This window comes from Falsirhodobacter halotolerans (genome assembly GCF_022899245.1).
Taxonomy (GTDB): domain Bacteria; phylum Pseudomonadota; class Alphaproteobacteria; order Rhodobacterales; family Rhodobacteraceae; genus Falsirhodobacter; species Falsirhodobacter halotolerans.
In genome coordinates, this window is sequence record NZ_JALJAZ010000001.1 from 1006344 (window position 1) to 1029970 (window position 23627).

A 23627-nucleotide genomic window follows, 5' to 3' on the forward strand; every position below is an offset into this window, starting at 1 on the left:
AGGCTTCATGCGCGGACGCATACAGAACACCCTTCGGGGATTTTTGGACAACGAGGCGGGGGGCGGCGTTCTCCTGATGGCGGTCGCGGCGCTGGCGCTGATCGTGGCGAATTCGCCCTTGTCCGGGGCGTATTTCGATGCGCTGCACATGTATGTCGGGCCCTTGTCGGTCCAGCACTGGATCAACGACGCGCTGATGGCCGTGTTCTTCCTGATGGTGGGGCTGGAAATCAAGCGCGAGATGACGGACGGGCACCTGTCCTCTTGGCCCCGGCGCATCCTGCCGGGGGCGGCGGCAGCGGCGGGCATGATCGTGCCCGCGATGTTCTTCCTGATCTTCAACCTCGGCACGCCGGCGGCGCATGGTTGGGCCATTCCTTCGGCCACCGACATCGCGTTCGCGCTTGGGGTGATGTCGCTTCTGGGGCCGCGGGTTCCGGTCTCGCTCAAGGTGTTTCTGGCCGCGCTGGCAATCATCGACGATCTGGGGGCGGTGGTCATCATCGCGCTGTTCTACACCGCCGAGATTTCGATGATCGATCTGGCGCTGGCGGCCGTGACCATCGTGGCGCTTCTTGCGATCAACCGGATGGGCGTGCGCCGGATCCTGCCCTATGTCATTTTGGGTCTGATCCTGTGGTTCTTCACGCTTCGCTCGGGTGTCCATGCCACGCTGGCGGGTGTGATCCTGGCGCTGTGCGTGCCGATCAAACGCACCCCCGCCACGCCCGAGGCGCAGCATTCCGAAAGCCCGCTGCATTATCTGGAACATATCCTGCAACGGCCGGTGGCCTTTCTGATCGTGCCCGTGTTCGGTTTTGCCAATGCGGGCGTCAGCTTTGTGGGGCTGGGGCCGGAGACGCTGGTCGCCCCCGTCACGCTGGGTGTGGCGCTGGGGCTGGCCTTGGGCAAGGTGATCGGTATTTTCGGTTCGGTCCTTGTGCTGGTGAAAACCGGCGTCGTGCGGCTGCCGTCGGGGGCGACATGGATGCAGATGGTGGGCACCTCGCTTCTGTGCGGCATCGGATTCACGATGAGCCTGTTCATCTCGCTTCTGGCGTTCGGCGATCCCGTCCTGCAGGACGAAGCGAAGATCGGCATTCTGCTGGGGTCGCTTGTTGCGGGCACGATCGGATATCTGGTGTTGCGCGCGGCCCCGCCGGCGAAAAAAAGAATGCACCGCGTCGGATAGCGTATATAAGCGACCGATGCCCCGACGATCTTGTCACAGAATCGGCCCGTTTCCCCGCCGCCATGCGCCGGGGGCCGGGGCATGACCGACCCGTCCCGAAGTTCGGATGACGTCCCGCCCGAGGGCGAGCGACGTCGTCCTGACCCTCTCCGACACCGGAGACACGCGGCCCGCCCAGCGGGACCGCGCTTTTTTGCATATCTGATGGAGTTTGCCCGTGTTCTTTGAATGGATGTCCGACCCCGCCGCGTGGGCCGGACTGGCCACGCTGATCGTTCTGGAAATCGTGCTGGGGATCGACAACCTCGTCTTCATTGCGGTTCTGGCGGACAAGCTGCCGCCGCATCAACGGGCCCGGGCACGGCAGATCGGTCTGACATTGGCGCTGGTGATGCGTCTTGGCCTTCTGGCCTCGGTCGCGTGGATCGTGACGCTGACGAACCCGCTGTTCACGCTGTTCGGGCATCCGTTCTCGGGGCGCGACCTCATCCTGATCTTCGGCGGCCTGTTCCTTCTGTTCAAGGGCACGATGGAGCTGCACGAACGGCTGGAAGGACAGTCGCATCAAAAGCAGACCAATCCGGTCCATGCCGTTTTCTGGCAGGTTCTGGTGCAAATCGTGGTTCTGGATGCGGTCTTCTCGCTGGACAGCGTGATCACCGCCGTGGGCATGGTGCAGCACCTGTCGGTCATGATGATCGCGGTGATCATCGCCGTGGGCGTGATGATGCTGATGGCCAAACCGCTGATGGCTTTCGTTTCGCGCCACCCGACGGTGGTGATCCTGTGCCTCGGCTTCCTGATGATGATCGGCTTCTCGTTGATTGTCGAAGGGTTCGGGTTCCATATTCCCAAGGGATATCTCTATGCCGCGATCGGCTTCTCGGTCGGGATCGAGGCGTTGAACCAGATCGCGCGTCGCAACCGCGAACAGGTTCTGACCACGGGCGATCTGCGCGAACGGACGGCGGGCGCGGTTCTGCGCCTTCTGGGCGGCCGCAAGGGGGAAGAGCTTGGCGGATCGGCCGATGCCATGGCGCGCCACGCCGAACAGCAGGCGATCTTCGGACCGGAGGAGAAGGACATGATCCGCTCGGTCCTTCTGCTGGCCGAACGCCCCGCCACGTCGGTCATGACCCCGCGAAACGAGGTGGACTGGCTGGACCTGAACGCGGATGAGGCGACGCTGCGCGAACAGATCCTGACCAAGGGGCATTCGCGGTTCCTGCTGTCGCGCGGGCGGATCGAGGATTTCGTCGGCGTGGCCCTGGCCCGCGATCTGCTGCGCGACCTGCTGACGCAAGGGCGGATCGACCTGACGGGATCGGTGCGCGAACCCCTGGTGGTGCATGAAAGCCTGAGCGCGCTGCGCCTGATGGAGCGGCTGCGGAAATCGCCGGTGCAGCTGGCGGTGATCCTGGACGAGTTCGGCACGCTGGAGGGGATCGCCACTCCGACCGATATCCTTGAGGCGATCGCGGGCGAATTCCCCGACGAAAACGACGAACCTCTGGTCGCGACCGTGGAGGAGGACGCCTGGCTTCTGAGCGGCTGGATCGACATCCACCGCGCGGAACAGATGCTGGATGCCGAACTGGCCGACGAGGCCGAGCGGTTCTCGACCCTCGCGGGCTATATCCTCTGGTCGCTGGGGCGGTTGCCCGAGGCGGGCGAGGTTATCGTGATCGGCGACATGTCGTTCGAGATGGTGGAGGTTCAGGGCCGCGCGATCCAGACCGTGCGGGTCCGCCGTCTGGGGAACGGGGCCGAGATCGACATGCCCTGATCACGCGTGGGGGCCGGGCGGACCGGCCCCCGCGCGCCCATGTCAGATGCGCAGGGTGACGCCGGGCAGGCCGTGCATTCCGACCACGTGCACCGGCAGGTCGTGGCGCGCGAAGCGGTCCTGCACCTTGGCGACGGCCTGCGCGGCGGTGATGTCCCAGATGTTCGCCCCGCTCAGGTCGATGGTGACGGGACCGTCATGGGCCAGCGGGTCGAACGCCTCCACGAACGCATCGGCGGAGGCGAAGAAGACCTGTCCCTCAACAAAATAGGTGTCGCCGTCACGCGTGATCCGCTGCATCCGCGACACCTTGGCGGCAAAGAACACGCCGCTGAGCAGCACACCTGCAAGAACGCCCAGCGACAGGTCGTGGGTCGTCACGGTCACGGCCACGGTGGCCAGCATCACAAGGTTCGACAGGCGCGGCGTGGCCCGCAGCCGGGCAAGCGAGCCCCAGTCGAACGTGTCGATCGACACCATGATCATGATCGCCACCAGCGCCGCCACCGGCACCGCCGCCACCAGATCGCCCACCACGGTCATGAGGCCCAGAAGAACCACCCCCGCCGCCATGGTCGAAAGCCGCCCCCGCCCGCCGTATTTCACGTTGGAGATGGTCTGCCCGATCATGCCGCACCCTGCGATGCCGCCGAACAGGCTGGCCCCGACATTGGCCAGTCCAAGGCCCCGCGCCTCGGCGTTCTTGTCCGAGGGGGTGCCGGTCTGGTCGTCCACCACGCCGGCGGTCATCAGCGATTCCAGCAGGCCCACCATGGCGATGGCGATGGCGGGCGTGACGATGATGCCCAGCAAGGTCAGATCGACCGGAACGTCCGGCAGGGCAAAGACGGGCAGCCCTTCGGGCAGGCGGCCAAGTTCGGACACGCGCGGCACGTCCAGGCCGATGGCCCAGCAGGCGAACGTCAGGACGATGACGCAGATCAGGGGTGACGGGATGATCGTCGTCAGGCGCGGCACCAGATAGATGATCGCCAGCCCCGCCGCCATGACGGCATAGCCCGCCGCCCCCGCATTCAGGATATGGGGAAGCTGCGCCGCGAAGATCAGGATCGCCAGCGCGTTGACGAATCCGGTCCGCACCGAGTTTGAGACGTAGCGAAGAAGCGTCGACAGGCGCGCAACGCCGAACAGGATCTGGATCGCCCCGGCCAGAAGGCCCGCGGCAAACAGATATTCCACCCCGTAATCGCGCACCAAGGGGGCCGCGACCAGCGCGACCGACCCGGCGGCGGCCGAGATCATGGCCGGACGCCCGCCGAACACCGCGATGATGATGCTGATGACGAACGAGGCATACAGGCCGACCGCGGGATCGACGCCGGCGGTGAAGGAAAAGGCGATGACCTCGGGGATGAGGGCGAACGTGGCGACGGCACCGGCCAGAATTTCCCGAATGGGGTTTTCCTGCCATTGGCGCATATAGATGCGTTGGCTGTGCATAATGATGAAAATACGCGTCTTGAACTGCGTTGTCCGGCGGATCGGCGGCCGGAATAGCCACCCGGGCTTGCACCGGGTCCATGCGAATGACGGCGGGTATAGGGCAGGGCGGGGCGAAAGCCAATGCCCTTCAGCCCATTCGGGCGCGCATCCAGTTCAGCAGGCTCAGGGCGGCGGGGGGCATTCGCCGATCTTCGGGGGTGGTCAGCCAGTAGCTGCCAAGGGTCACGGTCGCGGCGAAGGGGCGGACCAGACGCCCCGCCGCCAGCGCGTCCTGAAACATCGGCAGCGGCAGAAGTGCCATTCCGTGGCCCGCCGCCGCAAGGTCGGCCAGCGCGACGGAACTGTCCAGAACCGGGCCGGTCAAAGGTGGGCAGGGCACGCCCGCCGCCGCGCACCACCGGGGCCATTCGTCGGCGCGAAAACTGCGCAGCAGCCGGTGATGTCCAAGCTCCGTCAAGGGAAGCTGCCCCATCGCGGGCGCGCAGAGCGGGGTCATGGGGGCCTCGCAGATCGGAACGGCTGCGACGCCCGGCCAACGTCCCGTGCCGAACCGGATGGCGGCGTCCAACCCCTCGCGCGCGATCTCCACGCGGTTGTTGTGGGTGGACAGGCGCAGGGCGATGCCCGGATGGTCGCGTTCGAACGCGCTTAGCCGTGGGATCAGCCATCCGGTGGCGAAGGTCGTGACGACGCCGAGGTTCAGAACCTCGTGCCGCCCGCCCGCGACACGGTCCAGCGCGCGGGCCATCGCGTCCAGACTGTGCTCCATCACGGGAAAGATCGTCTGCGCCGCATCCGTCAGCACCAGCCCCGCCGGGGTGCGCCGGAACAGCGCAACGCCCAAGGCATCCTCCAGCCGGGCGATCTGGTGGCTGACGGCCGCCTGGGTCACCCGCAATTCGATCGCCGCGCGGGTAAAGCTGCCTTGACGGGCGGCCACCTCGAACGTGCGCAGGGCGTTGAGAGGAATGTCCGGGCGATCACGCATGAGAGGATCTTATGCGACAATCGAGTTTTTGTCGCCTGCAAAGCGCCGGTTGGGCGGCGTAAAGCCATCCTTACAAGATATATTGATAGGAGATGAGATGCGTCTTTTCCACGCGATGATGGTGCTGGCCTGCGCCGCGCTGCCCGCCGCCGCCCAAATGCCCGAGGTCGCGCTGACCTCGCGAATCGATCACTGGGAATCACGCCTCGACGCGCGGATCGGGGTCGTGGTTCAGGGCGCGGATTGGGTGTTCGGCCACCGTGCGGATGAAAGGTTTCCGATGACCAGCGCGGTGAAGGTGCCGATCTGCGGTGCCGTTCTGGCGCGGGTGGATCAGGGGGACGTGTCGCTGGCGGAAGATGTGCTGATTGCGGCGGATGACATCTTGGACTGGGCCCCGGTGACCGCCGCGCATGTGGGGGCGGACATGTCCATCGGGGATCTTTGTTTTGCCGCCCTGGACCAGAGCGACAACACCGCCGCCAACCTGTTGTTCCATCGGCTGGGTGGGCCGAATGCAGTGACGGCGTTTCTGCGCGGCATCGGGGATGGGGTGACCCGCTCGGACCGGACGGAGCCGACGCTGAACGAGGTTGCCCCCGGGGACGCTCGCGATACGACCACCCCGCAGGCGGCGGCCCGTTGGATGGACCTGATGTTGACCCGCGACGTGTTGAGCCCGGGCTCGCGGGCGCAACTGGCCGAATGGATGCGGCCCGGCGCGGTGACGGGGGCGCTGTTGCGCCCCTTGGTTCCGGCGGGGTGGGATGTGGTGGACAAATCCGGCAATGGCCGCACCTCGCGCGCGCTGGTGGCCATGGTCGGCCCGCCGGAGGGGGCGCCGGTCACGGTGACGATGTTCATCGCGGATACGACGGTCGGTCTGGCCCAGAAGGACGAGGCAATGGCCGATATCGGGGCCGCAGCCATGCAGATGATCGTGGCGCGATGAAAAACGCCGTCAGGGATCGTCCCTGACGGCGTCTAGGCAGCGGCGGTGGTGCCTGTCATTCCCACTCGATCGTGCCGGGGGGTTTTGACGTGATGTCATATGTGACGCGGTTGATGCCCGGCACCTCGTTGATGATCCGCGTTGCGGTCTCACCCAGGAAGTCGTGGCTGAACGGGAAGTAATCCGCCGTCATCCCGTCGACCGAGGTGACCGCCCGCAAGGCGCAGGCGAAATCATAGGTCCGCCCGTCGCCCATCACGCCCACCGTGCGCACCGGCAGGATCGCGACGAAGGCCTGCCAGATGTCGTCATAAAGGCCGTGACGGCGGATCTGGTCGATATAGACGGCGTCCGCTTTCCGCAGGATTTCCAGCTTTTCGCGCGTGATTTCGCCGGGGCAGCGAATGGCGAGGCCGGGGCCGGGGAAGGGGTGGCGTCCGATGAAGCTTTCGGGCAGGCCAAGCTCGCGGCCAAGGGCGCGAACTTCGTCCTTGAACAGTTCGCGCAGCGGTTCGACCAGTTTCAGGCCCATCTTCTCCGGCAGGCCGCCGACATTGTGGTGCGACTTGATGGTGACCGACGGCCCGCCCGAGAACGAGACCGATTCGATCACGTCGGGATAAAGCGTGCCCTGGGCCAGGAAGGTCGCGCCGCCCACCTCGGCCGCGTGTTTCTGGAACACGTCGATGAACAGGCGTCCGATGATCTTGCGCTTCGTTTCCGGGTCCGATTGGCCGTCAAGCTCACCAAGGAACAGGTCCGATTCGTCGGCATGGATCAGCGGCATGTGGTAATGATCGCGGAACATCGTCACGACCTGCTCCGCCTCGCCCTGACGCAGCAGGCCGTGATCGACGAAAACGCAGGTCAGCTGATCGCCGATCGCCTCATGGATCAGGACCGCCGCGACCGACGAATCGACGCCGCCGGACAGGCCGCAGATGACCTTCTGGTCGCCCACCTGTTCGCGGATCTTGCGGATCGCTTCCTCACGATAGGCGCCCATCGTCCAGTCGCCGGTGAACCCGGCCAGACGCACGAAATTCTCGAAGAACTTGGCGCCGCGGGGGGTGTGGTGCACCTCCGGGTGGAACTGCACGGCGAAGAAGTTCCGGTCCAGATCCGCCGTGATGGCGAACGGCGCGTTGGGGGACGTGCCATAGACCTCGAACCCCGGCGCAAGGGCGGAGACGTGGTCGCCATGGCTCATCCACACCTGCTCGCGCCCGTCGGCATCGGCGAACCACCCTTCCAGCAGGGGAATGCGGCCTTCGGGCGGGGTGACGAAGGCGCGGCCGAATTCGGCGGTGCCGTGGCCGCGTTCCACCTTGCCGCCCAGACAATGCATCATAACCTGCTGGCCATAGCAGATGCCCAGCATCGGCACGCCCAGATCGAAGACCGAAGCGGGCGGCATGGGCGCGCCCTCGGCAAAGACCGATGCGGGGCCCCCGGACAGGATCACGGCCTTCGGCGCGAACTCGGCCAGAAAGGCGTCGTCGACCTTGTTGAAGGGGTGGATTTCGCAATAGACGTTCAGTTCGCGCAGACGCCGCGCGATCAGTTGCGTGACTTGCGAGCCGAAGTCGATGATGAGAAGGCGGTCATGCTGGGTCATGTCCCGCCATTAGGCGCAAACCCCCGTCCGCGCAAGGGGTCAGACGAGCGTCAGGGCCGGGGCCGAACGCGGCTGCATACGGGCTTCGGCCATAAGGGCGATCATCACCTCCACATGGCGGGTCACGGAATAGGCGGCATCGCCCGACAGGCGGGTCCGTTCCAACAGATCCTCCTGCTCCAGAAGACGGGGCAGGGCCGATTCGGGGGTGGGACAGTCCGTCAGGCGACCGAGGTCGCGGTCGCGCCGGTAATCCTCCATGCCCAGGCGGGCCGCGCGGATCAGCAGGCGGGGGCGGCGAAGAGTGGCGAGGATGGCGCGGAAATCGGTCATAGTTGTGTCTCCAATGTGGCAGCTGCGATCATGACGCATCGGAAGGGGTGTTGCGTTTTCGCCCGATCACCGCGCGCTGCACCGCGTGTAAATTGACGATTGTCGGAAAGTATCGAGGGTGCCCGGCGCTGTTAACAGTCCGGTAACCATCTCACGCCATAGGTCACATTGTGGCGAAAAGAAGGCCACTACGATCTGCGAGGACATATGGGCCAGCTCACTGCTTTCGACACACTGCCGACCGACCGGATTCCGGCCGCCGCCCGCCTTTACCTCGATCATGTGGAGGGGGGGCTTTCGCTGCGGGCACTGGCGCGGCGGGAGGGGATCCACGCCTCGACCGTGATGCGGCAGATCCGCCGATACGAAAACCGCCGCGACGATCCGCTGATGGATGCGGCCCTGACCCGTCTGACCCCGAACAAGAAAGCGCCCGAGATGATCGCCCAATCCCGCCCCGCATCCACCGACCTGCGTCTTGAGGTGGAGGCCGTTCGCGCCCTGCGCCGCATGGCCGAGCCGCAGACGGTTTTGGCCTTCGCCGCGGGCATGGACAAGGCGGTGGTGCTGCGGGAGCTGCCGGGGGTGGACCCGCAGCGTCTGGCCGTGATTGACCGCGCGGTGGCCGAGGCGCTGATCCTGAAGGACTGGATCGCCTGCCGCACGGCGGGGCGGATCAGCACCTATGTCATCGCGAATGCGGGCAAGGCGCAGCTGCGCGCGGGGTTGGCCGAAGCGCCGGCGGGGTTCGATTGGGCGGGCGCGGATGCGGCGGAACGGCTGCCCCGATACGGTCAGGCGGAAACGCCGGTGGCGGTTATGGGTCGGCGGTTGGACAAGGATGGCAAGCCCTTCCTTCCCCCCGAACTGGTCATGGCGGCGGAACGCCTGCGTGAGGATTTCGAATTGGCGCAGATGGCCTCCGCCACCACCCAGAACTGGGAGCGGTTTCTGGATGGCGGCGCGCGCAGCACGGGCGGCGACGCGGATGGGCGTGGGCCGGCGGCGGCGCGGGAACGGGTGGCGGGCGCGTTGCGCGATCTGGGGCCGGGTCTGGGCGACGTGGTCCTGCGCGTCTGCTGCTATCTCGAAGGGCTGGAGCAGTGCGAAAAGCGGATGGGCTGGGCCGCGCGGTCGGGCAAGGTGGTCCTGCGCATCGGGTTGGAGCGGTTGCGCCGCCACTACGCCGAACGTTATGGCCGAGGGCCGATGATCGGATGACGCGGATCGAATGAAAAAGGCGCCCCGCGGGGCGCCTTTCGTTTAGGCGGCTTTGGCGTTTTGCTGATCGCGCAGCCAGGCCAGCACGGTTTCGGGTGAGGATTCCCCATACGGATCTTCGCCGAAATTGTCGCACAGGCCCGGTTCTTCGAACCACGCCTCCACCACGCCGTCGTTGACGACGGCGGCATAGCGCCACGAACGTTGGCCGAAACCGAGGTTGTCTTTGGCCACCAGCATTCCGATGCGGCGGGTGAATTCGCCCGATCCGTCGGGGATGACCTTCACGTTCTGCAGGCCCTGGGCCTTGGCCCATTGGTTCATCACGAAGGCATCGTTGACCGACAGGCAATAGATGTCATCGACACCGGCCGCGCGGAAATCCTCGAACCCGTTCTCGAACCCCGGAAGTTGATAGGTGGAGCAGGTGGGCGTGAACGCGCCGGGCAGGGCGAACAGCACGACGCGCTTGTTCGCGAAATAATCGGCGGTGGTCTTCATCTCCCACCGGAAGGGATTCGGCCCTTCGATGGACTCGTCCCGCACGCGGGTCTTGAAGTTGACGGAAGGCAGCTTAACGCCCGTTTGCATCGTGTCATCCTCTGGAGTTGTGGTCCTTGCGGACCGACTACTCCTCCCCGCGCGCAAGGTAAACCCAACTGGCCCGCCCATCAAGGTTGCGCGCGGGGGGCGTTCGACATATGTGATGCGGACCACTTTTTCGAAGGGAAGCCCCGCCGTGCGTGACCTCAAGATCCCGGACCAGCGCCACCCTGAAAAGGCGCATCGCGCCGACAATGCCCAACCCAAGAAGCCGGACTGGATCCGGGTGAAGGCCCCGACCTCGGCCGGATACAAGGCGACGCGCGACATCATCAAGGAAAACCGGCTGGTCACGGTGTGCGAGGAGGCGGGCTGCCCCAACGTGGGCGAGTGCTGGAGCCAGGGCCACGCCACCATGATGATCATGGGCGAGATCTGCACACGCGGCTGCACCTTCTGCAACGTGGCGACCGGCAAACCCCAAAGCCTCGACGCGTTCGAACCGGGCCGCGTGGCCCATGCGGTGGCGAAGCTGGGTCTGAACCACGTCGTCATCACCTCGGTCGATCGCGACGATCTGGACGATGGCGGGGCGGAGCATTTCGCCCAGACGATCCGCGCGATCCGTCACCGTTCGCCCACCACCACGATCGAGATCCTGACGCCGGACTTTCTGAAATGCGCGCCCTCCGCCGTGGAAAAGGTGGTCGAGGCGAAGCCGGACGTGTTCAACCACAACATGGAAACCGTCCCGAGCCTTTACCTCGAGGTGCGCCCGGGCGCGCGGTATTTCCATTCGCTGCGCCTGTTGCAGCGCGTGAAGGAGATGGATCCGACCATTTTCACCAAATCCGGCATCATGGTGGGTCTGGGTGAGAATGGGGTCGAGGTGCGGCAGGTCATGGACGACATGCGCGCCGCCGACATCGATTTCCTGACCATCGGGCAATATCTGCAACCGACGCCCAAGCACCACCGCGTGGACCGGTTCGTCACGCCCGAGGAATTCGCCAGCTACGAGAAGGCGGCCTATGGCAAGGGCTTCCTGATGGTGTCGGCCACGCCGCTGACGCGCTCCTCCTATCATGCGGGCGACGATTTCGCGCGGCTGCGGGATGCGCGGTTGGCCAAACTGGGTGCTTGACCTCTTTGTAAGGGCGTGAAACAGGGAACCGTCAAACGAACCCTCCCAAGGAGATACCCCATGGAGATTCGCGAGGCATTCACCTTCGACGATGTTCTTCTTGTTCCCGCAGCCAGCTCGGTCCTGCCGTCGGATGCCGATGTGTCCACCTTCGTCACCAAGGCGATCCGGCTGAACATCCCGCTTTTGTCCTCGGCCATGGATACCGTGACCGAGGCGCGCATGGCGATCGCCATGGCGCAGGCGGGCGGCATGGGAGTGGTTCACCGCAACCTCGACATCGCGAAACAGGCCGATGAGGTTCGCCGCGTGAAGCGGTTCGAAAGCGGCATCGTCTATAACCCCATCACGCTGCGCGCCAACCAGACGCTGGCCGACGCCAAGGCGCTGTGCGAACGCTACAACGTCACGGGCTTTCCGGTGGTGGACGAGATGGGCCGCGTCGTGGGCATCGTGACGAACCGCGACATGCGGTTCGCCTCGGACGACAAGACGCCGGTGTCGGTGATGATGACCTCGGACAACCTCGCGATCTTGCAGGAACCGGCGGACCGTGCGACGGCGATCGACCTGATGAAGGCCCGCCGGATCGAAAAACTGCTGGTCACGGACGGCATGGGCAAGCTGACGGGCCTGCTGACGCTGAAGGACAGCGAGAAGTCGGTGCTGAACCCCAACGCCTGCAAGGACGATCTGGGGCGACTGCGCGTGGCGGCGGCCTCCACGGTCGGCGATGCAGGGTTCGAGCGGTCCGAGGCGCTGATCGATGCGGGTGTGGACATGGTGGTGATCGACACCGCGCACGGCCATTCCGAAGGTGTGGCGAAGGCGGTGGCGCGGATCAAGGCGATCTCGTCCGACATTCAGGTCGTGGCGGGGAACGTGGCAACGGCGGCCGCGACCCGGGCGCTGATCGATGCGGGCGCGGATGCAGTGAAAGTGGGGATCGGCCCCGGCTCCATCTGCACCACGCGGATCGTGGCGGGTGTGGGCGTGCCGCAGCTGACGGCGATCATGGACGCCTCCCGCGCGGCGGGCGACGTGCCCGTCATCGCCGATGGCGGCATCAAGTTCTCGGGCGATTTCGCCAAGGCCATCGCGGCGGGCGCAAGCTGTGCGATGGTGGGATCGGCCATTGCCGGCACCGATGAAAGCCCTGGGGAAGTCATTCTTTATCAAGGGCGTAGCTACAAATCCTATCGTGGCATGGGAAGTCTGGGTGCCATGGCCCGTGGCTCCGCCGATCGGTATTTCCAGAAAGACGCCGCCTCTGACAAGCTGGTGCCCGAGGGGATCGAGGGGCAGGTGCCCTACAAGGGTCCGGCGGGCGCGGTGATCCACCAACTGGTCGGGGGTCTTCGCGCCTCCATGGGCTATACCGGCAACGCGACGGTCGCGGATATGCGGTCGAAATGCGAATTCGTGCGCATCACCAATGCCGGGCTGAGCGAGAGCCACGTTCATGACGTGACCATCACGCGCGAAAGCCCGAACTACCGCATCGGCTAACCCGGATGCGGGCCTTCCTTGCCATCCCGGTGCCCGAGGCGCTGGCGGCGGTGCTGGACCCGCTGACTGACCTGCCCAATACGCGGGCCGTCGATACCCCGCACCTGACCTTGCATTTTCTGGGCGAGGTGCGGGACGCCGTTCTGGCCGAGGCGTGGGAGGATGTCGCAACCCTTCCCCTGCGCCCCGTGACCCTGACCTTGGGCGCGTTGGACACGCTGGCCTCGGGCGCGGTGGTGGTCCATGTGGTGCCGGAGCCTGCCTTGATCGACCTGCATGACGCCTTGGCCCGCCGCTTGCGGCAGGCGGGGCTGGACCTGCCGCGCCGCCGGTTTCGCCCGCACATCACCGTCGCGCGCCACGGCACCCTGACGGGTGCGGAGGCGGAACGGCTGGCCTCCGCGCTTGGCCGAGCCGCCCGGCCCGTGGGGCAGGCGGCGGCAGAGCGGCTGGTTCTCTATCAATCCCTGCTTCGCCCCGACGGCGCCGAATATCACGAGCTGGACGATCTGGACTTTCCCCAAGATTGACAGGGGCCGCCGGACCCCCTAACCCCAAGGGCGACGGTTCCCTCACGGGATCAAAAGGGAATGCGGTGAAGTCCGCAACTGCCCCCGCAACTGTAGGCGGCCGCGTCGCACATGGCCCAAGGGCCGGCCACTGCCATCGGCGGGAAGGCGTGCCACGCAACGGACGCGAGTCAGGAGACCTGCCGTCAGCCGGAACGATCCGGCCCTGTCCCATATGCGATGTGCGGTGGGCGCATCGAGGAGAATGACGATGCGCATCCTGCTTCCGCCGCTTCTGGTCGGCCTGTTGTCCACCCCCGCCCTTGCGGCCCCCGTCACCATCGAGAACTGCGGCCGCACCCTGACATTCGAGGCCGCGCCGACCCGGGCCGTGTCGATGGGTCAGGGCATGACCGAAATCGCCTATACCCTGGGTCTGGCCCCGTCCATCGCGGGCACGGCGATCTGGATCGGGCCGCTTCCGGCCGCGATTGCCGAAGATGATGCGGGCATTCCCCACCTGTCGGAAAGCGGCAGCCCCAGTTTCGAATCCGTCCTGTCCGTTCGTCCCGATCTGGTGATGACCGAATGGTATGCCGATGTCGAACCCGGAAGCGGGCGTGTGGCCAGCATGGAGCAGTTCGACGATTTCCGGCTGCCCGTCTATGTGAACCCCGGCGAATGCGCGAAATCGGATTTCAGCACGGGGGACGGCGCGCGGGAGGTGGCGTGGACGACGGACCTCATCTATCGCACCGTTGACGAGATGGCGGCGATCTTCGCCGTTCCCGACCGGGGCGCCGCCCTGACTGCGGCCCTGCGGACCCGCGAGGCGGAGGCCGAAGGCGCCGCGGTGGGGGCGGGCCGGGATGTGAAGGTGGTCTACTGGTTCTCCAGCCCCGAAATCGACGGCGAGGCCTATGTCGCCGGGGCGTTGGGTGCGCCGGGATATATGTCGAAGGTGGTCGGCCTGACGAACGTCATCACCTCGAACGAGGAATGGCCGCTGGTGGGCTGGGAAACCATCGCCGCCGCCGATCCCGACGTGATCGTGCTGGGCGAGATGGACCGCCGCCGCTATGCCGCCGACAGCGCCGCCTCCAAACGGCAGTTTCTGGAAACCGATCCCGTCGCGCGCAACATCACGGCGGTGCGCGAGGGCCGGATCGTGGTGATGGACGCGCAGGGAATGAACGGAACCATCCGCACCTTCGACGCCATCGACACCTTGGCGGCGGCCCTGCGCGGGATGGACCTCGCCCCATGACCAAGGGCCATCTTGGCTGGATGGCGGTCATCCTGGCGGGGGGGGCGGCGCTGGTCCTGACCATGGCGCTGGCCGTATCCGTGGGGGAGGCCCCCATTCCCTTGCGCGCGGTGTTCGCGGCGGTGTCGAACGGTGTGATCGGCACCGATCTGCCGGTGGACCGGATGGAGGCGGGGATCATCTGGCACTATCGCCTCAGCCGCGCGATCGTCACGGCCTGCTGCGGGGGTGCGCTGGCCCTTTCGGGGGCGGTGTTGCAGGCGCTGCTGCGCAATCCGCTGGCCGAGCCTTATCTCCTTGGGATTTCGGCAGGGGCGTCGACCGGGGCGGTGGCGGTCATGGTGCTGGGCGTGGGCGCGGGGACGATCGGCCTGTCGATGGGCGCGCTGGTGGGGGCCGTGGCGGCCTTCGCCTTCGTCGTCCTGCTGGCGCAGGGCGCGGGCGGCGGGATCGAGCGGATCATCCTTGCCGGTATCGCCGGATCGCAACTTTTCAACGCGGCCACCTCGTTCATCGTCACCACATCGGCCAGCGCCGAACAGGCGCGGGGGGTGATGTTCTGGTTGCTGGGCGGGCTTGGTGGCATCCGGTGGCCCGACGTCTGGGTGGCGGTGCCGGTGGTGGTCCTGGGGCTCGCCCTGTGCCTGCGCCACGCCCGCGCGCTGGACGCCTTCGCCTTTGGCGAGGAGGCGGCGGCCAGTCTGGGCGTGGCGGTCGGGCGGCTGCGGGTCATTCTGTTCGCCGTGACCGCATTGATGACCGGCGTGATGGTCAGCCTTGTGGGGGCGGTGGGCTTCGTGGGTCTGGTCGTGCCCCATGCGGTGCGGTTCCTGACGGGGGCCGACCACATGCGCCTGCTTCCGGCCTGCGTCGGGGCGGGGGCGATCTTCATGGTGCTGGCCGATATCCTGTCGCGCATCATCGTGCCGGGGCAGGTGGTGCCCATTGGGGTCGTGACCGCGTTGTTCGGGGCCCCGGTCTTCACCCTTATTCTGCTGGGGACGCGACGGGGATGAGCTTTCAGGTCCGCCATCTGGGCTTTGCCCATCGCACACACGCCATCCTGCACGATGTGACCTTCGACGTGCAGACGGGGGAGATTCTGGGGATCCTCGGGCCGAACGGATCGGGCAAGTCAAGCCTGTTGCGCCTGATGGCGGGCAGCCGCCGCCCTGCGACGGGCCGGGTCACGCTGGAAGGCGTGGCGGTGGCCGACATGCCGCGTCGCCAGTTGGCGGGGCGTCTGGCCGTCGTGGCGCAGAAAAGCGAGACGAGTTTGCGCATGGCTGCGGTGGATGTGGTGCGGCTGGGTCGCCTGCCACGCCGCGGCCCCTTCACGGCGTGGACCGCGGGGGATGAGGCGGCGGTGTCCGACGCGTTGGAGCGCGTGGGAATGACGGCGCATCGCCATCAGGATTGGCACACCTTGTCGGGGGGGGAGCAGCAGCGCATCCAGATCGCCCGCGCGCTGGCCCAGGATCCGCAGGAGATTCTTCTGGACGAACCCACCAACCATCTGGACATCGCCCATCAGTTCGATCTGCTGCGGTTGCTTGCGACCTTGCGGCTGACGACCGTGATCGCGCTGCACGATCTGAACCATGCGGCGATGTTCTGTCACCGGATTCTGGTGATGGAGGGTGGACGCATCGCCGCCATAGGCCCGCCTGCGGACGTTCTTACGGCGGAGCTGATCCGGCGGGTCTTTCGCGTTCGGGCGGGGGTGGAGATTGTGGAGGGATGCCCCCGGATCACCTATTACCCATAAAAAACGCCCGCATCGCTGCGGGCGTTTCCGTCACGGCGAAGCCGCCCTCAGTTCCCTTCGGAGTTCGAGCCGATGAACCACGCATCCTTGTCAACCGTCCGGCTGGCCCCGGTGAACAGGTCCGAGGTGTCCTCGTCGCCCGCCTCGCTGGTGGTGTCGATCGCTTCGCGCAGCGATGCCGCCACTTGCTTGTAGCGTTCGGTCAGCTCCTTGACGTGATCCTTCACCGCGATGATGTCGGTGGGATAGGGGGCGAGTGGCGTTTCCTTTGCCACATGCTGCGACGTGCCGATCGGCGTGCCGCCCAGAATGACGCAGCGTTCCGCGATGGTGTCCAGAATATCGCTGAGGTTGGTATAGGCGGAATCCAGAAGTTCGTGGACGCCGATGAAGTTGTTGCCGCGCAGGTTCCAATGCGCCTGCTTCACCGACAGCTGAAGGTCGATCACCATGCTCAGGTTGGTCTGCAACGCCTCGATCGAGACCTTGGCTGCCTTGTCGTCCAAACCACTTGCGAACCGTTCGCGCATCTTGTGTCCTTTCATTGCCGGGCCGGTGCCCGTTCACGAGGACAGCGCGCGACCCCGCCCGAAAGTTCCGACAGGGGCGCGAATTTTCATGCGTGGTCCGCTATTGGCCGAACGTGCCGCGCAGGTTCTGCACGGTCCAGACCAGGGTTTCGGGCGGGTTTTCGGCCAAGGGCGTGACATCGGTGCCGCGAATGGCCTCGGGCAGGGGGTGGCAATCGGCCCAGACCGCGCCCGCCGGCACGATCCGATCGGAAAAAACGTCGCGGCTGCGATAGAGGGGGACGCTGTAGCCTTCGCGGTATCCGGCAAGATCAAACGTCACCGCATCCAGCCGCAGGCCCGAGGTGTTGTCGAGGATCAGACGCAGCGGGGTCAGGGGCGGGCAGGTGGTGTCGAACACGACCTCGGTCACAAGGCGCGCGTTCCGGTCCGCAACGTCGCGCTGCGCGGCCCGTTGATGGGCCAGATAGATGGCGACGCTGGCGAACATCAACGCGACCAGCCCCGCCATGACCGCGACCGTGCGGCGTGTGAAGCCGATGACCAGAAGCGCCAGAATGGCGGCGGCGACGATGTATCCCATGAATCCCCCCTTGCCCCTGACCATTTGGGGCGAAACGGGGGGAGGGGCAAGGCGCCAGACCGTCGCGCCGGTTAGGCGCCGTTCAGGTCCACGCGCGCCTTGGGGAACGCCTCGCTGTTCAGGATGACGGGGGTGTTCAGGGCGATCACGGTGCGCCCCACCTCGGCCTGCCCGCCGAACAGGTGGAAATCCGGGAAGGCCCCGCCTTCGTTGTCGGTGGTGACGACGATGTCGCCATAGATCAGGTTGTCCACCGTTCCCCGGCCGCCCGAGCCCAGAAACACCGCCTGCTGAAGACCGTTGGCCTGCACCCCCTCGATCCGGGTCAGGCGGGTCTTGCCGTAATTGTCGGTGCGGAACCGCACGACCGTGCGCAGGCGTCGGTTCAGCCAATCGGCCCCCGCCTCGTAATTGCGGGCGTTTTCGGCGGGGCCAAGCTGGGTCACCCCGTCCTCGTATCGGATGTCGGAGGCGACAAGACCGGAACCGCCGTATTGCATCAGGATCATCCGGTCCATCCGCCCATGCCCGTAAAGGCCGCGCGCCGTTTCGTTCAGGCCGCGGATGTTCAGCACGCCCTGCACATCATGGCCGGAGATGTTCTGATAGAGCGTGCCCGCCGCGCCGCCATGCGATCCGGCCACTTCCACCAACTGGTCCCCTTCGGGCCAGAACGCATCGCCGCCGAACCCCATCCCCCCGCCCGACGCGGTGATGTCGCGCAGGATGTTGTTCCACGACACCCCTTGCGTGCCCCCCACATCGATCAGCCGGCGGCAGCGGTGGCCGGTGATGTCCACGAACCGCCCGAAGCTCGACTGGAAGATGGCCAGGCCGTATCCCGTGCCGTCATAACGGTCGAACACCCGGTTCGCTCCGGTCAGCCGCAGATTCGTCATGTCGGTGCCATAACACCATTCCGTCCGTATGCCGCACGCGGAGAAGTTGGCCACCGCCACCCGGTCCACCACCGCGCCCGAGGTCCGCGCCATCACAAGGCCCACGAATCCCGCCGTGCCCTTGGTCGGGTTCGTGACCCGATGTTCCTCGCGCATGAAAACGAGACCGGAGATCGCCACGAACGCGGGGGCGGAAAACAGGACCGACGCGGCGCGTTCGATGACGAACCGGTCCCCCGGCCGCACCTCGTCCGGCACGGTGTTGTTGCTGCCATGGGTGATCAGGGTCTGCCGCTCGGGGTCGTAATCCACGATGCGGGCCGTCTTGTCGGCGGCGCGCCCCGTGGTGAAGCGCAGGGTGTGGCGCGCCTCTGCCGCGTCGATCGCCAGCCCGTCGGCGCGCAGGAAGGTGCCGTCCCGGTCCACGACCGTGCCCTCGCTCGTGCCGATCATGATGGGAAAGGGCAGCGCGTCGGACAGGCGAACGCGGGTGGGGGACAGGACCTCCTCCACCCGCGAGACGATGCCGTCGCGGGCCTGACCGCGCGAATCCGTGTCGATGGTCTTTGTCGTGCCGATCAGCGCCAGATGGCCGGGGCGCAGGTCGCGCGTGGTTCCGACCTCGATCTCGGTCACGCCGGCGGGGGTGGAGGCGGTGATGGACGTGTTTGTCACCGTCTGACCGGACAGGCGAATGAAGCTGTCCCCGTCGGTCGGCGCGGTCTTCAGGCTGCGCAGGGTGCAGATGCCCGGGCAATGCCAGTTGGCATAGACCGCGTCGCCTGTGTTGCCATATTCGCCCAGCCAGTATTCCCCGCCATCCGGCCAGACGACGCGGCTGCGCGTGGCGGAGGCCCAGTCCAGCATCCGGGCGATGCGTTCGGTTTGATCCTGCCGCTGGACGATGCCCCATTCGTCCGGTGTCGTGTCGCCCCCCGCGACAAGACCCTCCGGCACATCCTCCGGCGCGGCCCAGACGGGGATGGGCAGGGCGGTGGCGGCAAGGCCGATCAGCACATGGCGGCGCGTGGCGGGGGGGAGATCGAGGGACATCTTCGGCCTTTTCCGTTGGGATGGGAGGGTGTCTTGGCGTCACGCCCTCGTGGTCGGAACCCGGTTGTCCTGAAGATCCTGCGTCAGGATCCCCAACAGGGCACGGCGATCCTTGCGCGTGTGCAACTGCCGGGTTTCCACGGTCATGCCGCGCATCCGCGTGCGGCCCGACTGCTCCACGACCTTGGCAAAGCTGCGGGCGGCGCCGGTCAGGGTCGGCCCGGCGCTGGTGGCCGCGACGATCGTCACGGTGATGCGGACGATCTCGCCCATCTCGCTGATTTCGGGGTTGTCGTCGGTGGCGCGTTTCAACAGGGTCGAAAACCGCCCGATGTCGCGCATGGTGCCAACGGCCATCGGGCCCTGGTTGGTGGCCAGGGTCTGTTCGTTCCCCTCATCGACCATCAGTTCGTTGCGTTCGGGGATCACGGCGCGCAAGCTGGTCGTGTCATCCGCCACGTCCAGAATGACGCTGAGGATCGAAATCGGCTCCAACCCCAACTGCGTCACGATGCAATGGCTTTCCATTCCGCGCCCGCCCGCGGCGGTGATCAGGATCATCGACCGGCGTTGCCGCAGATAGCTGCGCAGGAACACCTGAAGATAGATGATCCACACGACGGACGTGATGGCCGTCGCGCAGAACATCAGGAACGGAGAATGGTCGAGAACCCAATCTATCATAGGGCGCTACAGCTGGCGGGTCATGAAGGTGCTGGCGGGATCGGGGGCATAGCTTCCGAACGGGGGGCATTCGTTGAAGCCGAAGGCCTGATACAGGGTGCGCGCCGGTTGAAAGCTGGGCTGCGCGCCGGTTTCAAGGCTGATCTGGGTGATGCCCATGGCCCGCGCCTCGTCCAGCAGAAAGACGACCATCTGGCGGGCAAGGCCGCGACCCCGGGCTTCGGCCAGAACATGCATCGACTTGATCTCGGCATGGGTGGCGTCCAGCCGCTTCAGCGCGCCCATGCCAAGCGCCGTGCCGTTGTCGCGCAGGACATAGAAGTCGATCTGCGGCGAATGCAGCCCGCTGGCGTCCAGCATGTGGTTCGATCCGGGGGGCGTGTCCGCGTGCATGGCGTCGTGATGCCGCTGCATCATCGGTGCCAGGTCGGGGCTGCGCGGATCTTCTTTGCCGATGGTGACGGTCATGGGGCCTGCCGTGATATGACTTAGCGTTTCGCGATGATCCATACGGCATGCACGATCCCGGGGATATAGCCCAGAAGCGTCAGAAGGATGTTCAGCCAGAACGCCCCGCGAAAGCCCACCTGCAGAAAGACGCCCAGCGGCGGAAGCAGGATCGCGATGATGATACGGATAAGGTCGGCCATGGGTTCGCTTTTTCGCTATGTCACAGAATTCGGGAGGTAATCCTGCGGGTTCGCCCGTCAACCGTCCAGCGTGGTCAACGCGCGCGCAAACATCGCCGCATCCACATTCCCGCCCGAGGCGACGCAGATCACGGCGTCGCCCTCGATCCGGTCGCGGCGGAAAAGGGCGGCGGCCAGGGCCACGGCCCCGCCGGGTTCGACCACGATCTTCAACCGCTGGAAGGCCAGCGCCATCGCGCGCAGCGCCTCGTCATCGCTGATCGCAAGGCCCGGACCGGCCAGCCGCTGCAGGATGGGAAAGGTCAGCCGCCCCGGTTCGGGCGTGACGATCGCGTCGCAGATCGACGTGGCGGGCGCGTTGCCGACCGGCGTTCCCGTGGCCAGGGAACGGGCCATGTCGTCGAACGCCTCCGGTTCCGCCGTGCGCACCCGCAGGGACGAGCCTTCCAGCGCCAATGCCGTGCCCGCCGACAGACCGCCGCCGCCGCAGCAGACAAGGACATCGGCGGCGCGAACCCCCATTTCGGCCGCCTGTTCGGCGATCTCCAGGCCCATCGTGCCCTGTCCCGCGATCACCTGCGGTTCGTCATAGGGGCGGATCAGCGTCAGTCCACGTTCGGCGGCCAGACGTTCGCCGATCTCCTCCCGGCTTTCGGAATAGCGGTCGTAGAGCACGACCTCGCCGCCCAGGGCGCGGGTGTTCGCGATCTTCAGCGCGGGCGCATCGGCGGGCATGACGATCACGGCGGGGGCATCGTGGCGGCGGGCGGCCAGCGCGACCCCTTGCGCATGGTTGCCCGACGAAAACGCAATGACCCCACGTGCCCGTGTGGCCGGATCCAGCGCCGAGACGGCGGACCATGCCCCGCGAAACTTGAACGATCCCGTATGTTGCAGGCATTCCGCCTTCACGAACACCCGCCGGCCCGCGATCTCGTCCAGAAAGGGCGAGGTCAGCAGGGGGGTCCGCAGGACCTCACCCTTGGCGCGGGCGGCGGCGGCGGCGATCATCTCGATATCCATGGGCGGTCTCCTGTCTGCGGGACAAGTCGTGGCACAGGTTCGGGGGCGGGGAAAGGGGGTGGACGAAACGCGCCTTGCCCGCAGACCGTCATGGGCCTACACCCGCGCGGGCATGGCAGGAGGGCACCCGATGAGCAAGACCATCCCGGATCGCACGCCGTCGCGGCGCGTGGGGGCACTGCGCGCGCTGGTGCCGTTCCTGCGCCCCTATCGCCTGCTGGTGGCCGGGACGCTGATCGCGCTGACCGTCACGGCGGGGGCGAGCTTGTCGCTGCCCTTGGCCGTCCGGCGGGTGGTGGACGGGTTTGGCACCTCGACCGAGGCGCTGCTGGACGACTATTTCCTTGCGTTCCTTGGGATTGCCGCGGTGTTGGCGGTGGGCACGGGCGCGCGGTATTACATGGTCACGCGGCTGGGGGAACGGGTGGTGGCCGACATCCGCCGCGCGCTGTTCGCCCGCGTCACGGGGATGAGCCCCGGGTATTTCGAGAATGTGGTCACCGGAGAGGTCATCTCGCGCCTGACGACCGACACGACGCTGATCCTGTCGGTCATCGGATCGTCGGTATCCATCGCGCTGCGCAACATCCTCATGCTGACGGGCGGGCTGGTGCTGATGGTCTTCACCTCGGCCAAGCTGACGGGGCTGGTGCTGTTGCTGGTGCCGCTTGTCATCGTGCCGATCGTGGTGATGGGGCGCCGCTTGCGCACGTTTTCCAGGGTCAATCAGGATCTTATCGCGCAATCCTCAGGCAACGCGGTGGAGGTGCTGATGGCCATCCCCACCGTGCAGGCCTTCACCCAGGAATCCGCGACCCGCGCCCGGTTCGACGCCCTGAACGAGGCGGCCTTTGCCGCCGCCCGCCGCCGCATCACCACGCGGGCGGTGATGACGATGATCGTGATCTTCCTTGTCTTCTCGGGTGTTGTGGGCGTTCTTTGGGTCGGCGCGCGCGATGTTCGGGTGGAGGGGATGACGACGGGCGAACTGGTGCAGTTCGTCATCTATTCCGTGCTGGTGGCGGGTTCTGTGGGCGCGCTGTCGGAAATCTGGGGCGAATTGCAGCGGGCTGCCGGGGCCACCGAACGGCTGAGCGAGCTGCTGGCCGCCGAGGATCCGATCACCGATCCCGCGACCCCCGTGCCCATGCCGCGCCCCGTGCGGGGCGAGATCGCGTTCGACGATGTGCGGTTCCATTATCCCCAGCGCCCCGGTCAATCGGCATTGGACGGGGTGACGTTGCATGTGGCGGCGGGGGAGACGGTGGCGCTGGTCGGCCCGTCCGGCGCGGGGAAGACGACGGTTCTGCAACTGTTGCTGCGGTTCTATGATCCGCAGGCGGGCGTGGTGCGGATTGACGGGGTGGACATCGCCACCCTGGCCCGGGCCGATTTTCGCCGCGACATCGCGCTGGTGCCGCAGGATCCGGTGATCTTTGCCGCCACGGCCCGCGACAACATCCGTTTCGGCCGCCCGGAGGCGACGGATGCCGAGGTGGAGGCCGCCGCCCGCGCCGCCGCCGCGCATGATTTCCTGACCGCTCTTCCCGAGGGGTATGACACGCAGGTGGGGGAACGTGGTGTGATGCTGTCGGGCGGGCAGAAGCAGCGCATTGCCATCGCTCGCGCCATCCTGCGCGATGCCCGTATCCTGCTGCTGGACGAGGCGACCTCGGCGCTGGATGCCGAGTCGGAGGCGGCGGTGCAGGCGGCGATGGAGCGGCTGGCCGAAGGGCGCACGGTCATCGTCATCGCCCACCGTCTGGCCACGGTGAAGACGGCGGACCGGATCGTCGTGCTGGATCACGGGCGGGTCGTGGCGACCGGCACGCATGACAGCCTGATTGCCGATGGGGGGCTTTACGCGCGGCTTGCGAGGTTGCAGTTTACCGACAGTTGATCGGGGAGGAT

General features: G+C 66.4%; 23 protein-coding genes, 1 riboswitch and 1 other annotated feature. Of the genes, 11 read left to right on the plus strand and 12 right to left on the minus strand.

Annotated features, from left to right (window positions below):
- The first annotated feature begins 7 nt into the window (after positions 1 to 7).
- Positions 8 to 1192, plus strand: a complete 1185-nt coding sequence (nhaA, locus tag MU449_RS05270) for a Na+/H+ antiporter NhaA (RefSeq protein WP_244736952.1) — start codon at positions 8 to 10, stop codon at positions 1190 to 1192.
- A gap of 217 nt (positions 1193 to 1409) precedes the next feature.
- Positions 1410 to 2978 carry a TerC family protein gene (locus MU449_RS05275; RefSeq protein ID WP_244736953.1) on the plus strand — a complete coding sequence of 523 codons (1569 nt, stop codon included), beginning with the start codon at positions 1410 to 1412 and terminating at the stop codon, positions 2976 to 2978.
- A 42-nt stretch (positions 2979 to 3020) separates the two neighbouring features.
- On the opposite strand, the gene MU449_RS05280 is transcribed toward MU449_RS05275, so the two are convergent.
- Positions 3021 to 4439 (minus strand): SulP family inorganic anion transporter, encoded by a 1419-nt coding sequence (locus MU449_RS05280; protein ID WP_244736954.1) that lies wholly within the window; start codon positions 4437 to 4439, stop codon positions 3021 to 3023.
- A 27-nt stretch (positions 4440 to 4466) separates the two neighbouring features.
- Positions 4467 to 4522: a sequence feature (sul1 is cis-regulatory element that is thought to sense ions involved in sulfur or methionine metabolism; They are found in Alphaproteobacteria), on the minus strand.
- A gap of 47 nt (positions 4523 to 4569) precedes the next feature.
- On the minus strand, positions 4570 to 5430 hold the full coding sequence (locus MU449_RS05285; RefSeq protein ID WP_244736955.1) for a LysR family transcriptional regulator: 861 nt from the start codon (positions 5428 to 5430) through the stop codon (positions 4570 to 4572).
- Between the two features lie 97 nt (positions 5431 to 5527).
- Between MU449_RS05285 and bla the strand changes: the two genes are divergently transcribed.
- Positions 5528 to 6382 carry a class A beta-lactamase gene (bla, locus tag MU449_RS05290; RefSeq protein WP_244736956.1) on the plus strand — a complete coding sequence of 285 codons (855 nt, stop codon included), beginning with the start codon at positions 5528 to 5530 and terminating at the stop codon, positions 6380 to 6382.
- A gap of 55 nt (positions 6383 to 6437) precedes the next feature.
- On the opposite strand, the gene guaA is transcribed toward bla, so the two are convergent.
- Together guaA and MU449_RS05300 are read right to left on the minus strand one after the other, a co-directional pair.
- Positions 6438 to 8000, minus strand: coding sequence for a glutamine-hydrolyzing GMP synthase (guaA, locus tag MU449_RS05295; protein WP_244736957.1), 1563 nt, complete (start codon positions 7998 to 8000; stop codon positions 6438 to 6440).
- 39 nt (positions 8001 to 8039) lie between these two features.
- Positions 8040 to 8333, minus strand: coding sequence for a DUF6477 family protein (locus MU449_RS05300; RefSeq protein ID WP_244736958.1), 294 nt, complete (start codon positions 8331 to 8333; stop codon positions 8040 to 8042).
- A gap of 207 nt (positions 8334 to 8540) precedes the next feature.
- Here MU449_RS05300 and MU449_RS05305 point away from each other — a divergent pair, with 207 nt between their 5' ends.
- On the plus strand, positions 8541 to 9554 hold the full coding sequence (locus MU449_RS05305) for a DUF6456 domain-containing protein (protein ID WP_244736959.1): 1014 nt from the start codon (positions 8541 to 8543) through the stop codon (positions 9552 to 9554).
- A gap of 42 nt (positions 9555 to 9596) precedes the next feature.
- On the opposite strand, the gene MU449_RS05310 is transcribed toward MU449_RS05305, so the two are convergent.
- A complete protein-coding gene (locus MU449_RS05310) occupies positions 9597 to 10145 on the minus strand; it encodes a peroxiredoxin (RefSeq protein WP_244736960.1) in 549 nt (182 codons plus the stop codon).
- Between the two features lie 115 nt (positions 10146 to 10260).
- Between MU449_RS05310 and lipA the strand changes: the two genes are divergently transcribed.
- From lipA to MU449_RS05340, 6 genes are all read left to right on the plus strand, one after another.
- Entirely contained in the window at positions 10261 to 11241 is a 981-nt protein-coding gene (lipA, locus tag MU449_RS05315) for a lipoyl synthase (RefSeq protein ID WP_244736961.1), read from the plus strand.
- A gap of 60 nt (positions 11242 to 11301) precedes the next feature.
- Positions 11302 to 12750 (plus strand): IMP dehydrogenase, encoded by a 1449-nt coding sequence (gene guaB / locus MU449_RS05320; protein ID WP_244736964.1) that lies wholly within the window; start codon positions 11302 to 11304, stop codon positions 12748 to 12750.
- Between the two features lie 5 nt (positions 12751 to 12755).
- The gene (thpR, locus tag MU449_RS05325; protein WP_244736965.1) at positions 12756 to 13280 is read left to right on the plus strand and encodes an RNA 2',3'-cyclic phosphodiesterase; all 525 of its coding nucleotides are present in this window, start codon (positions 12756 to 12758) and stop codon (positions 13278 to 13280) included.
- Between the two features lie 17 nt (positions 13281 to 13297).
- A riboswitch (cobalamin riboswitch) is annotated at positions 13298 to 13481 on the plus strand.
- A 49-nt stretch (positions 13482 to 13530) separates the two neighbouring features.
- A complete protein-coding gene (locus MU449_RS05330) occupies positions 13531 to 14526 on the plus strand; it encodes an ABC transporter substrate-binding protein (protein WP_244736966.1) in 996 nt (331 codons plus the stop codon).
- Positions 14523 to 15542, plus strand: coding sequence for a FecCD family ABC transporter permease (locus tag MU449_RS05335; protein WP_244736967.1), 1020 nt, complete (start codon positions 14523 to 14525; stop codon positions 15540 to 15542). Before MU449_RS05330 ends, MU449_RS05335 begins: the two co-directional genes overlap by 4 nt.
- A complete protein-coding gene (locus tag MU449_RS05340; RefSeq protein ID WP_244736968.1) occupies positions 15539 to 16294 on the plus strand; it encodes an ABC transporter ATP-binding protein in 756 nt (251 codons plus the stop codon). Before MU449_RS05335 ends, MU449_RS05340 begins: the two co-directional genes overlap by 4 nt.
- Before the next feature lie 47 nt (positions 16295 to 16341).
- On the opposite strand, the gene dps is transcribed toward MU449_RS05340, so the two are convergent.
- From dps to MU449_RS05375, 7 genes are all read right to left on the minus strand, one after another.
- Positions 16342 to 16824 carry a DNA starvation/stationary phase protection protein Dps gene (dps, locus tag MU449_RS05345; protein WP_280517632.1) on the minus strand — a complete coding sequence of 161 codons (483 nt, stop codon included), beginning with the start codon at positions 16822 to 16824 and terminating at the stop codon, positions 16342 to 16344.
- 100 nt (positions 16825 to 16924) lie between these two features.
- Positions 16925 to 17407: a hypothetical protein gene (locus tag MU449_RS05350; protein WP_244736969.1), complete on the minus strand. Its 483-nt coding sequence runs from the start codon at positions 17405 to 17407 to the stop codon at positions 16925 to 16927.
- Between the two features lie 71 nt (positions 17408 to 17478).
- Positions 17479 to 19359, minus strand: coding sequence for a hypothetical protein (locus MU449_RS05355; RefSeq protein ID WP_244736970.1), 1881 nt, complete (start codon positions 19357 to 19359; stop codon positions 17479 to 17481).
- Positions 19360 to 19398: 39 nt separating this feature from the next.
- The gene (locus tag MU449_RS05360) at positions 19399 to 20043 is read right to left on the minus strand and encodes a hypothetical protein (RefSeq protein ID WP_244736971.1); all 645 of its coding nucleotides are present in this window, start codon (positions 20041 to 20043) and stop codon (positions 19399 to 19401) included.
- A 6-nt stretch (positions 20044 to 20049) separates the two neighbouring features.
- The gene (locus MU449_RS05365; RefSeq protein WP_244736972.1) at positions 20050 to 20511 is read right to left on the minus strand and encodes a GNAT family N-acetyltransferase; all 462 of its coding nucleotides are present in this window, start codon (positions 20509 to 20511) and stop codon (positions 20050 to 20052) included.
- A gap of 20 nt (positions 20512 to 20531) precedes the next feature.
- Positions 20532 to 20693, minus strand: a complete 162-nt coding sequence (locus MU449_RS05370; RefSeq protein WP_244736973.1) for a YqaE/Pmp3 family membrane protein — start codon at positions 20691 to 20693, stop codon at positions 20532 to 20534.
- 57 nt (positions 20694 to 20750) lie between these two features.
- Positions 20751 to 21716, minus strand: coding sequence for a threonine ammonia-lyase (locus MU449_RS05375; RefSeq protein ID WP_244736974.1), 966 nt, complete (start codon positions 21714 to 21716; stop codon positions 20751 to 20753).
- 130 nt (positions 21717 to 21846) lie between these two features.
- On the opposite strand from MU449_RS05375, the gene MU449_RS05380 reads away from it, so the two are divergent.
- Positions 21847 to 23616 carry an ABC transporter transmembrane domain-containing protein gene (locus MU449_RS05380; RefSeq protein WP_244736975.1) on the plus strand — a complete coding sequence of 590 codons (1770 nt, stop codon included), beginning with the start codon at positions 21847 to 21849 and terminating at the stop codon, positions 23614 to 23616.
- The last annotated feature ends 11 nt before the right edge of the window (positions 23617 to 23627 follow it).

Excerpts from the sequence above, each read along its gene's own strand:
- nhaA (WP_244736952.1), top strand. The coding sequence starts at position 8 with ATGCGCGGACGCATACAGAACACCCTTCGGGGATTTTTGGACAACGAG.
- MU449_RS05280 (WP_244736954.1), bottom strand. The coding sequence starts at position 4,439 with ATGCACAGCCAACGCATCTATATGCGCCAATGGCAGGAAAACCCCATT.
- MU449_RS05285 (WP_244736955.1), bottom strand. The coding sequence starts at position 5,430 with ATGCGTGATCGCCCGGACATTCCTCTCAACGCCCTGCGCACGTTCGAG.
- bla (WP_244736956.1), top strand. The coding sequence starts at position 5,528 with ATGCGTCTTTTCCACGCGATGATGGTGCTGGCCTGCGCCGCGCTGCCC.
- guaA (WP_244736957.1), bottom strand. The coding sequence starts at position 8,000 with ATGACCCAGCATGACCGCCTTCTCATCATCGACTTCGGCTCGCAAGTC.
- MU449_RS05300 (WP_244736958.1), bottom strand. The coding sequence starts at position 8,333 with ATGACCGATTTCCGCGCCATCCTCGCCACTCTTCGCCGCCCCCGCCTG.
- MU449_RS05305 (WP_244736959.1), top strand. The coding sequence starts at position 8,541 with ATGGGCCAGCTCACTGCTTTCGACACACTGCCGACCGACCGGATTCCG.
- MU449_RS05310 (WP_244736960.1), bottom strand. The coding sequence starts at position 10,145 with ATGCAAACGGGCGTTAAGCTGCCTTCCGTCAACTTCAAGACCCGCGTG.
- lipA (WP_244736961.1), top strand. The coding sequence starts at position 10,261 with ATGCGGACCACTTTTTCGAAGGGAAGCCCCGCCGTGCGTGACCTCAAG.
- guaB (WP_244736964.1), top strand. The coding sequence starts at position 11,302 with ATGGAGATTCGCGAGGCATTCACCTTCGACGATGTTCTTCTTGTTCCC.
- thpR (WP_244736965.1), top strand. The coding sequence starts at position 12,756 with ATGCGGGCCTTCCTTGCCATCCCGGTGCCCGAGGCGCTGGCGGCGGTG.
- MU449_RS05330 (WP_244736966.1), top strand. The coding sequence starts at position 13,531 with ATGCGCATCCTGCTTCCGCCGCTTCTGGTCGGCCTGTTGTCCACCCCC.
- MU449_RS05335 (WP_244736967.1), top strand. The coding sequence starts at position 14,523 with ATGACCAAGGGCCATCTTGGCTGGATGGCGGTCATCCTGGCGGGGGGG.
- MU449_RS05340 (WP_244736968.1), top strand. The coding sequence starts at position 15,539 with ATGAGCTTTCAGGTCCGCCATCTGGGCTTTGCCCATCGCACACACGCC.
- dps (WP_280517632.1), bottom strand. The coding sequence starts at position 16,824 with ATGCGCGAACGGTTCGCAAGTGGTTTGGACGACAAGGCAGCCAAGGTC.
- MU449_RS05350 (WP_244736969.1), bottom strand. The coding sequence starts at position 17,407 with ATGGGATACATCGTCGCCGCCGCCATTCTGGCGCTTCTGGTCATCGGC.
- MU449_RS05355 (WP_244736970.1), bottom strand. The coding sequence starts at position 19,359 with ATGTCCCTCGATCTCCCCCCCGCCACGCGCCGCCATGTGCTGATCGGC.
- MU449_RS05360 (WP_244736971.1), bottom strand. The coding sequence starts at position 20,043 with ATGATAGATTGGGTTCTCGACCATTCTCCGTTCCTGATGTTCTGCGCG.
- MU449_RS05365 (WP_244736972.1), bottom strand. The coding sequence starts at position 20,511 with ATGACCGTCACCATCGGCAAAGAAGATCCGCGCAGCCCCGACCTGGCA.
- MU449_RS05370 (WP_244736973.1), bottom strand. The coding sequence starts at position 20,693 with ATGGCCGACCTTATCCGTATCATCATCGCGATCCTGCTTCCGCCGCTG.
- MU449_RS05375 (WP_244736974.1), bottom strand. The coding sequence starts at position 21,716 with ATGGATATCGAGATGATCGCCGCCGCCGCCGCCCGCGCCAAGGGTGAG.
- MU449_RS05380 (WP_244736975.1), top strand. The coding sequence starts at position 21,847 with ATGAGCAAGACCATCCCGGATCGCACGCCGTCGCGGCGCGTGGGGGCA.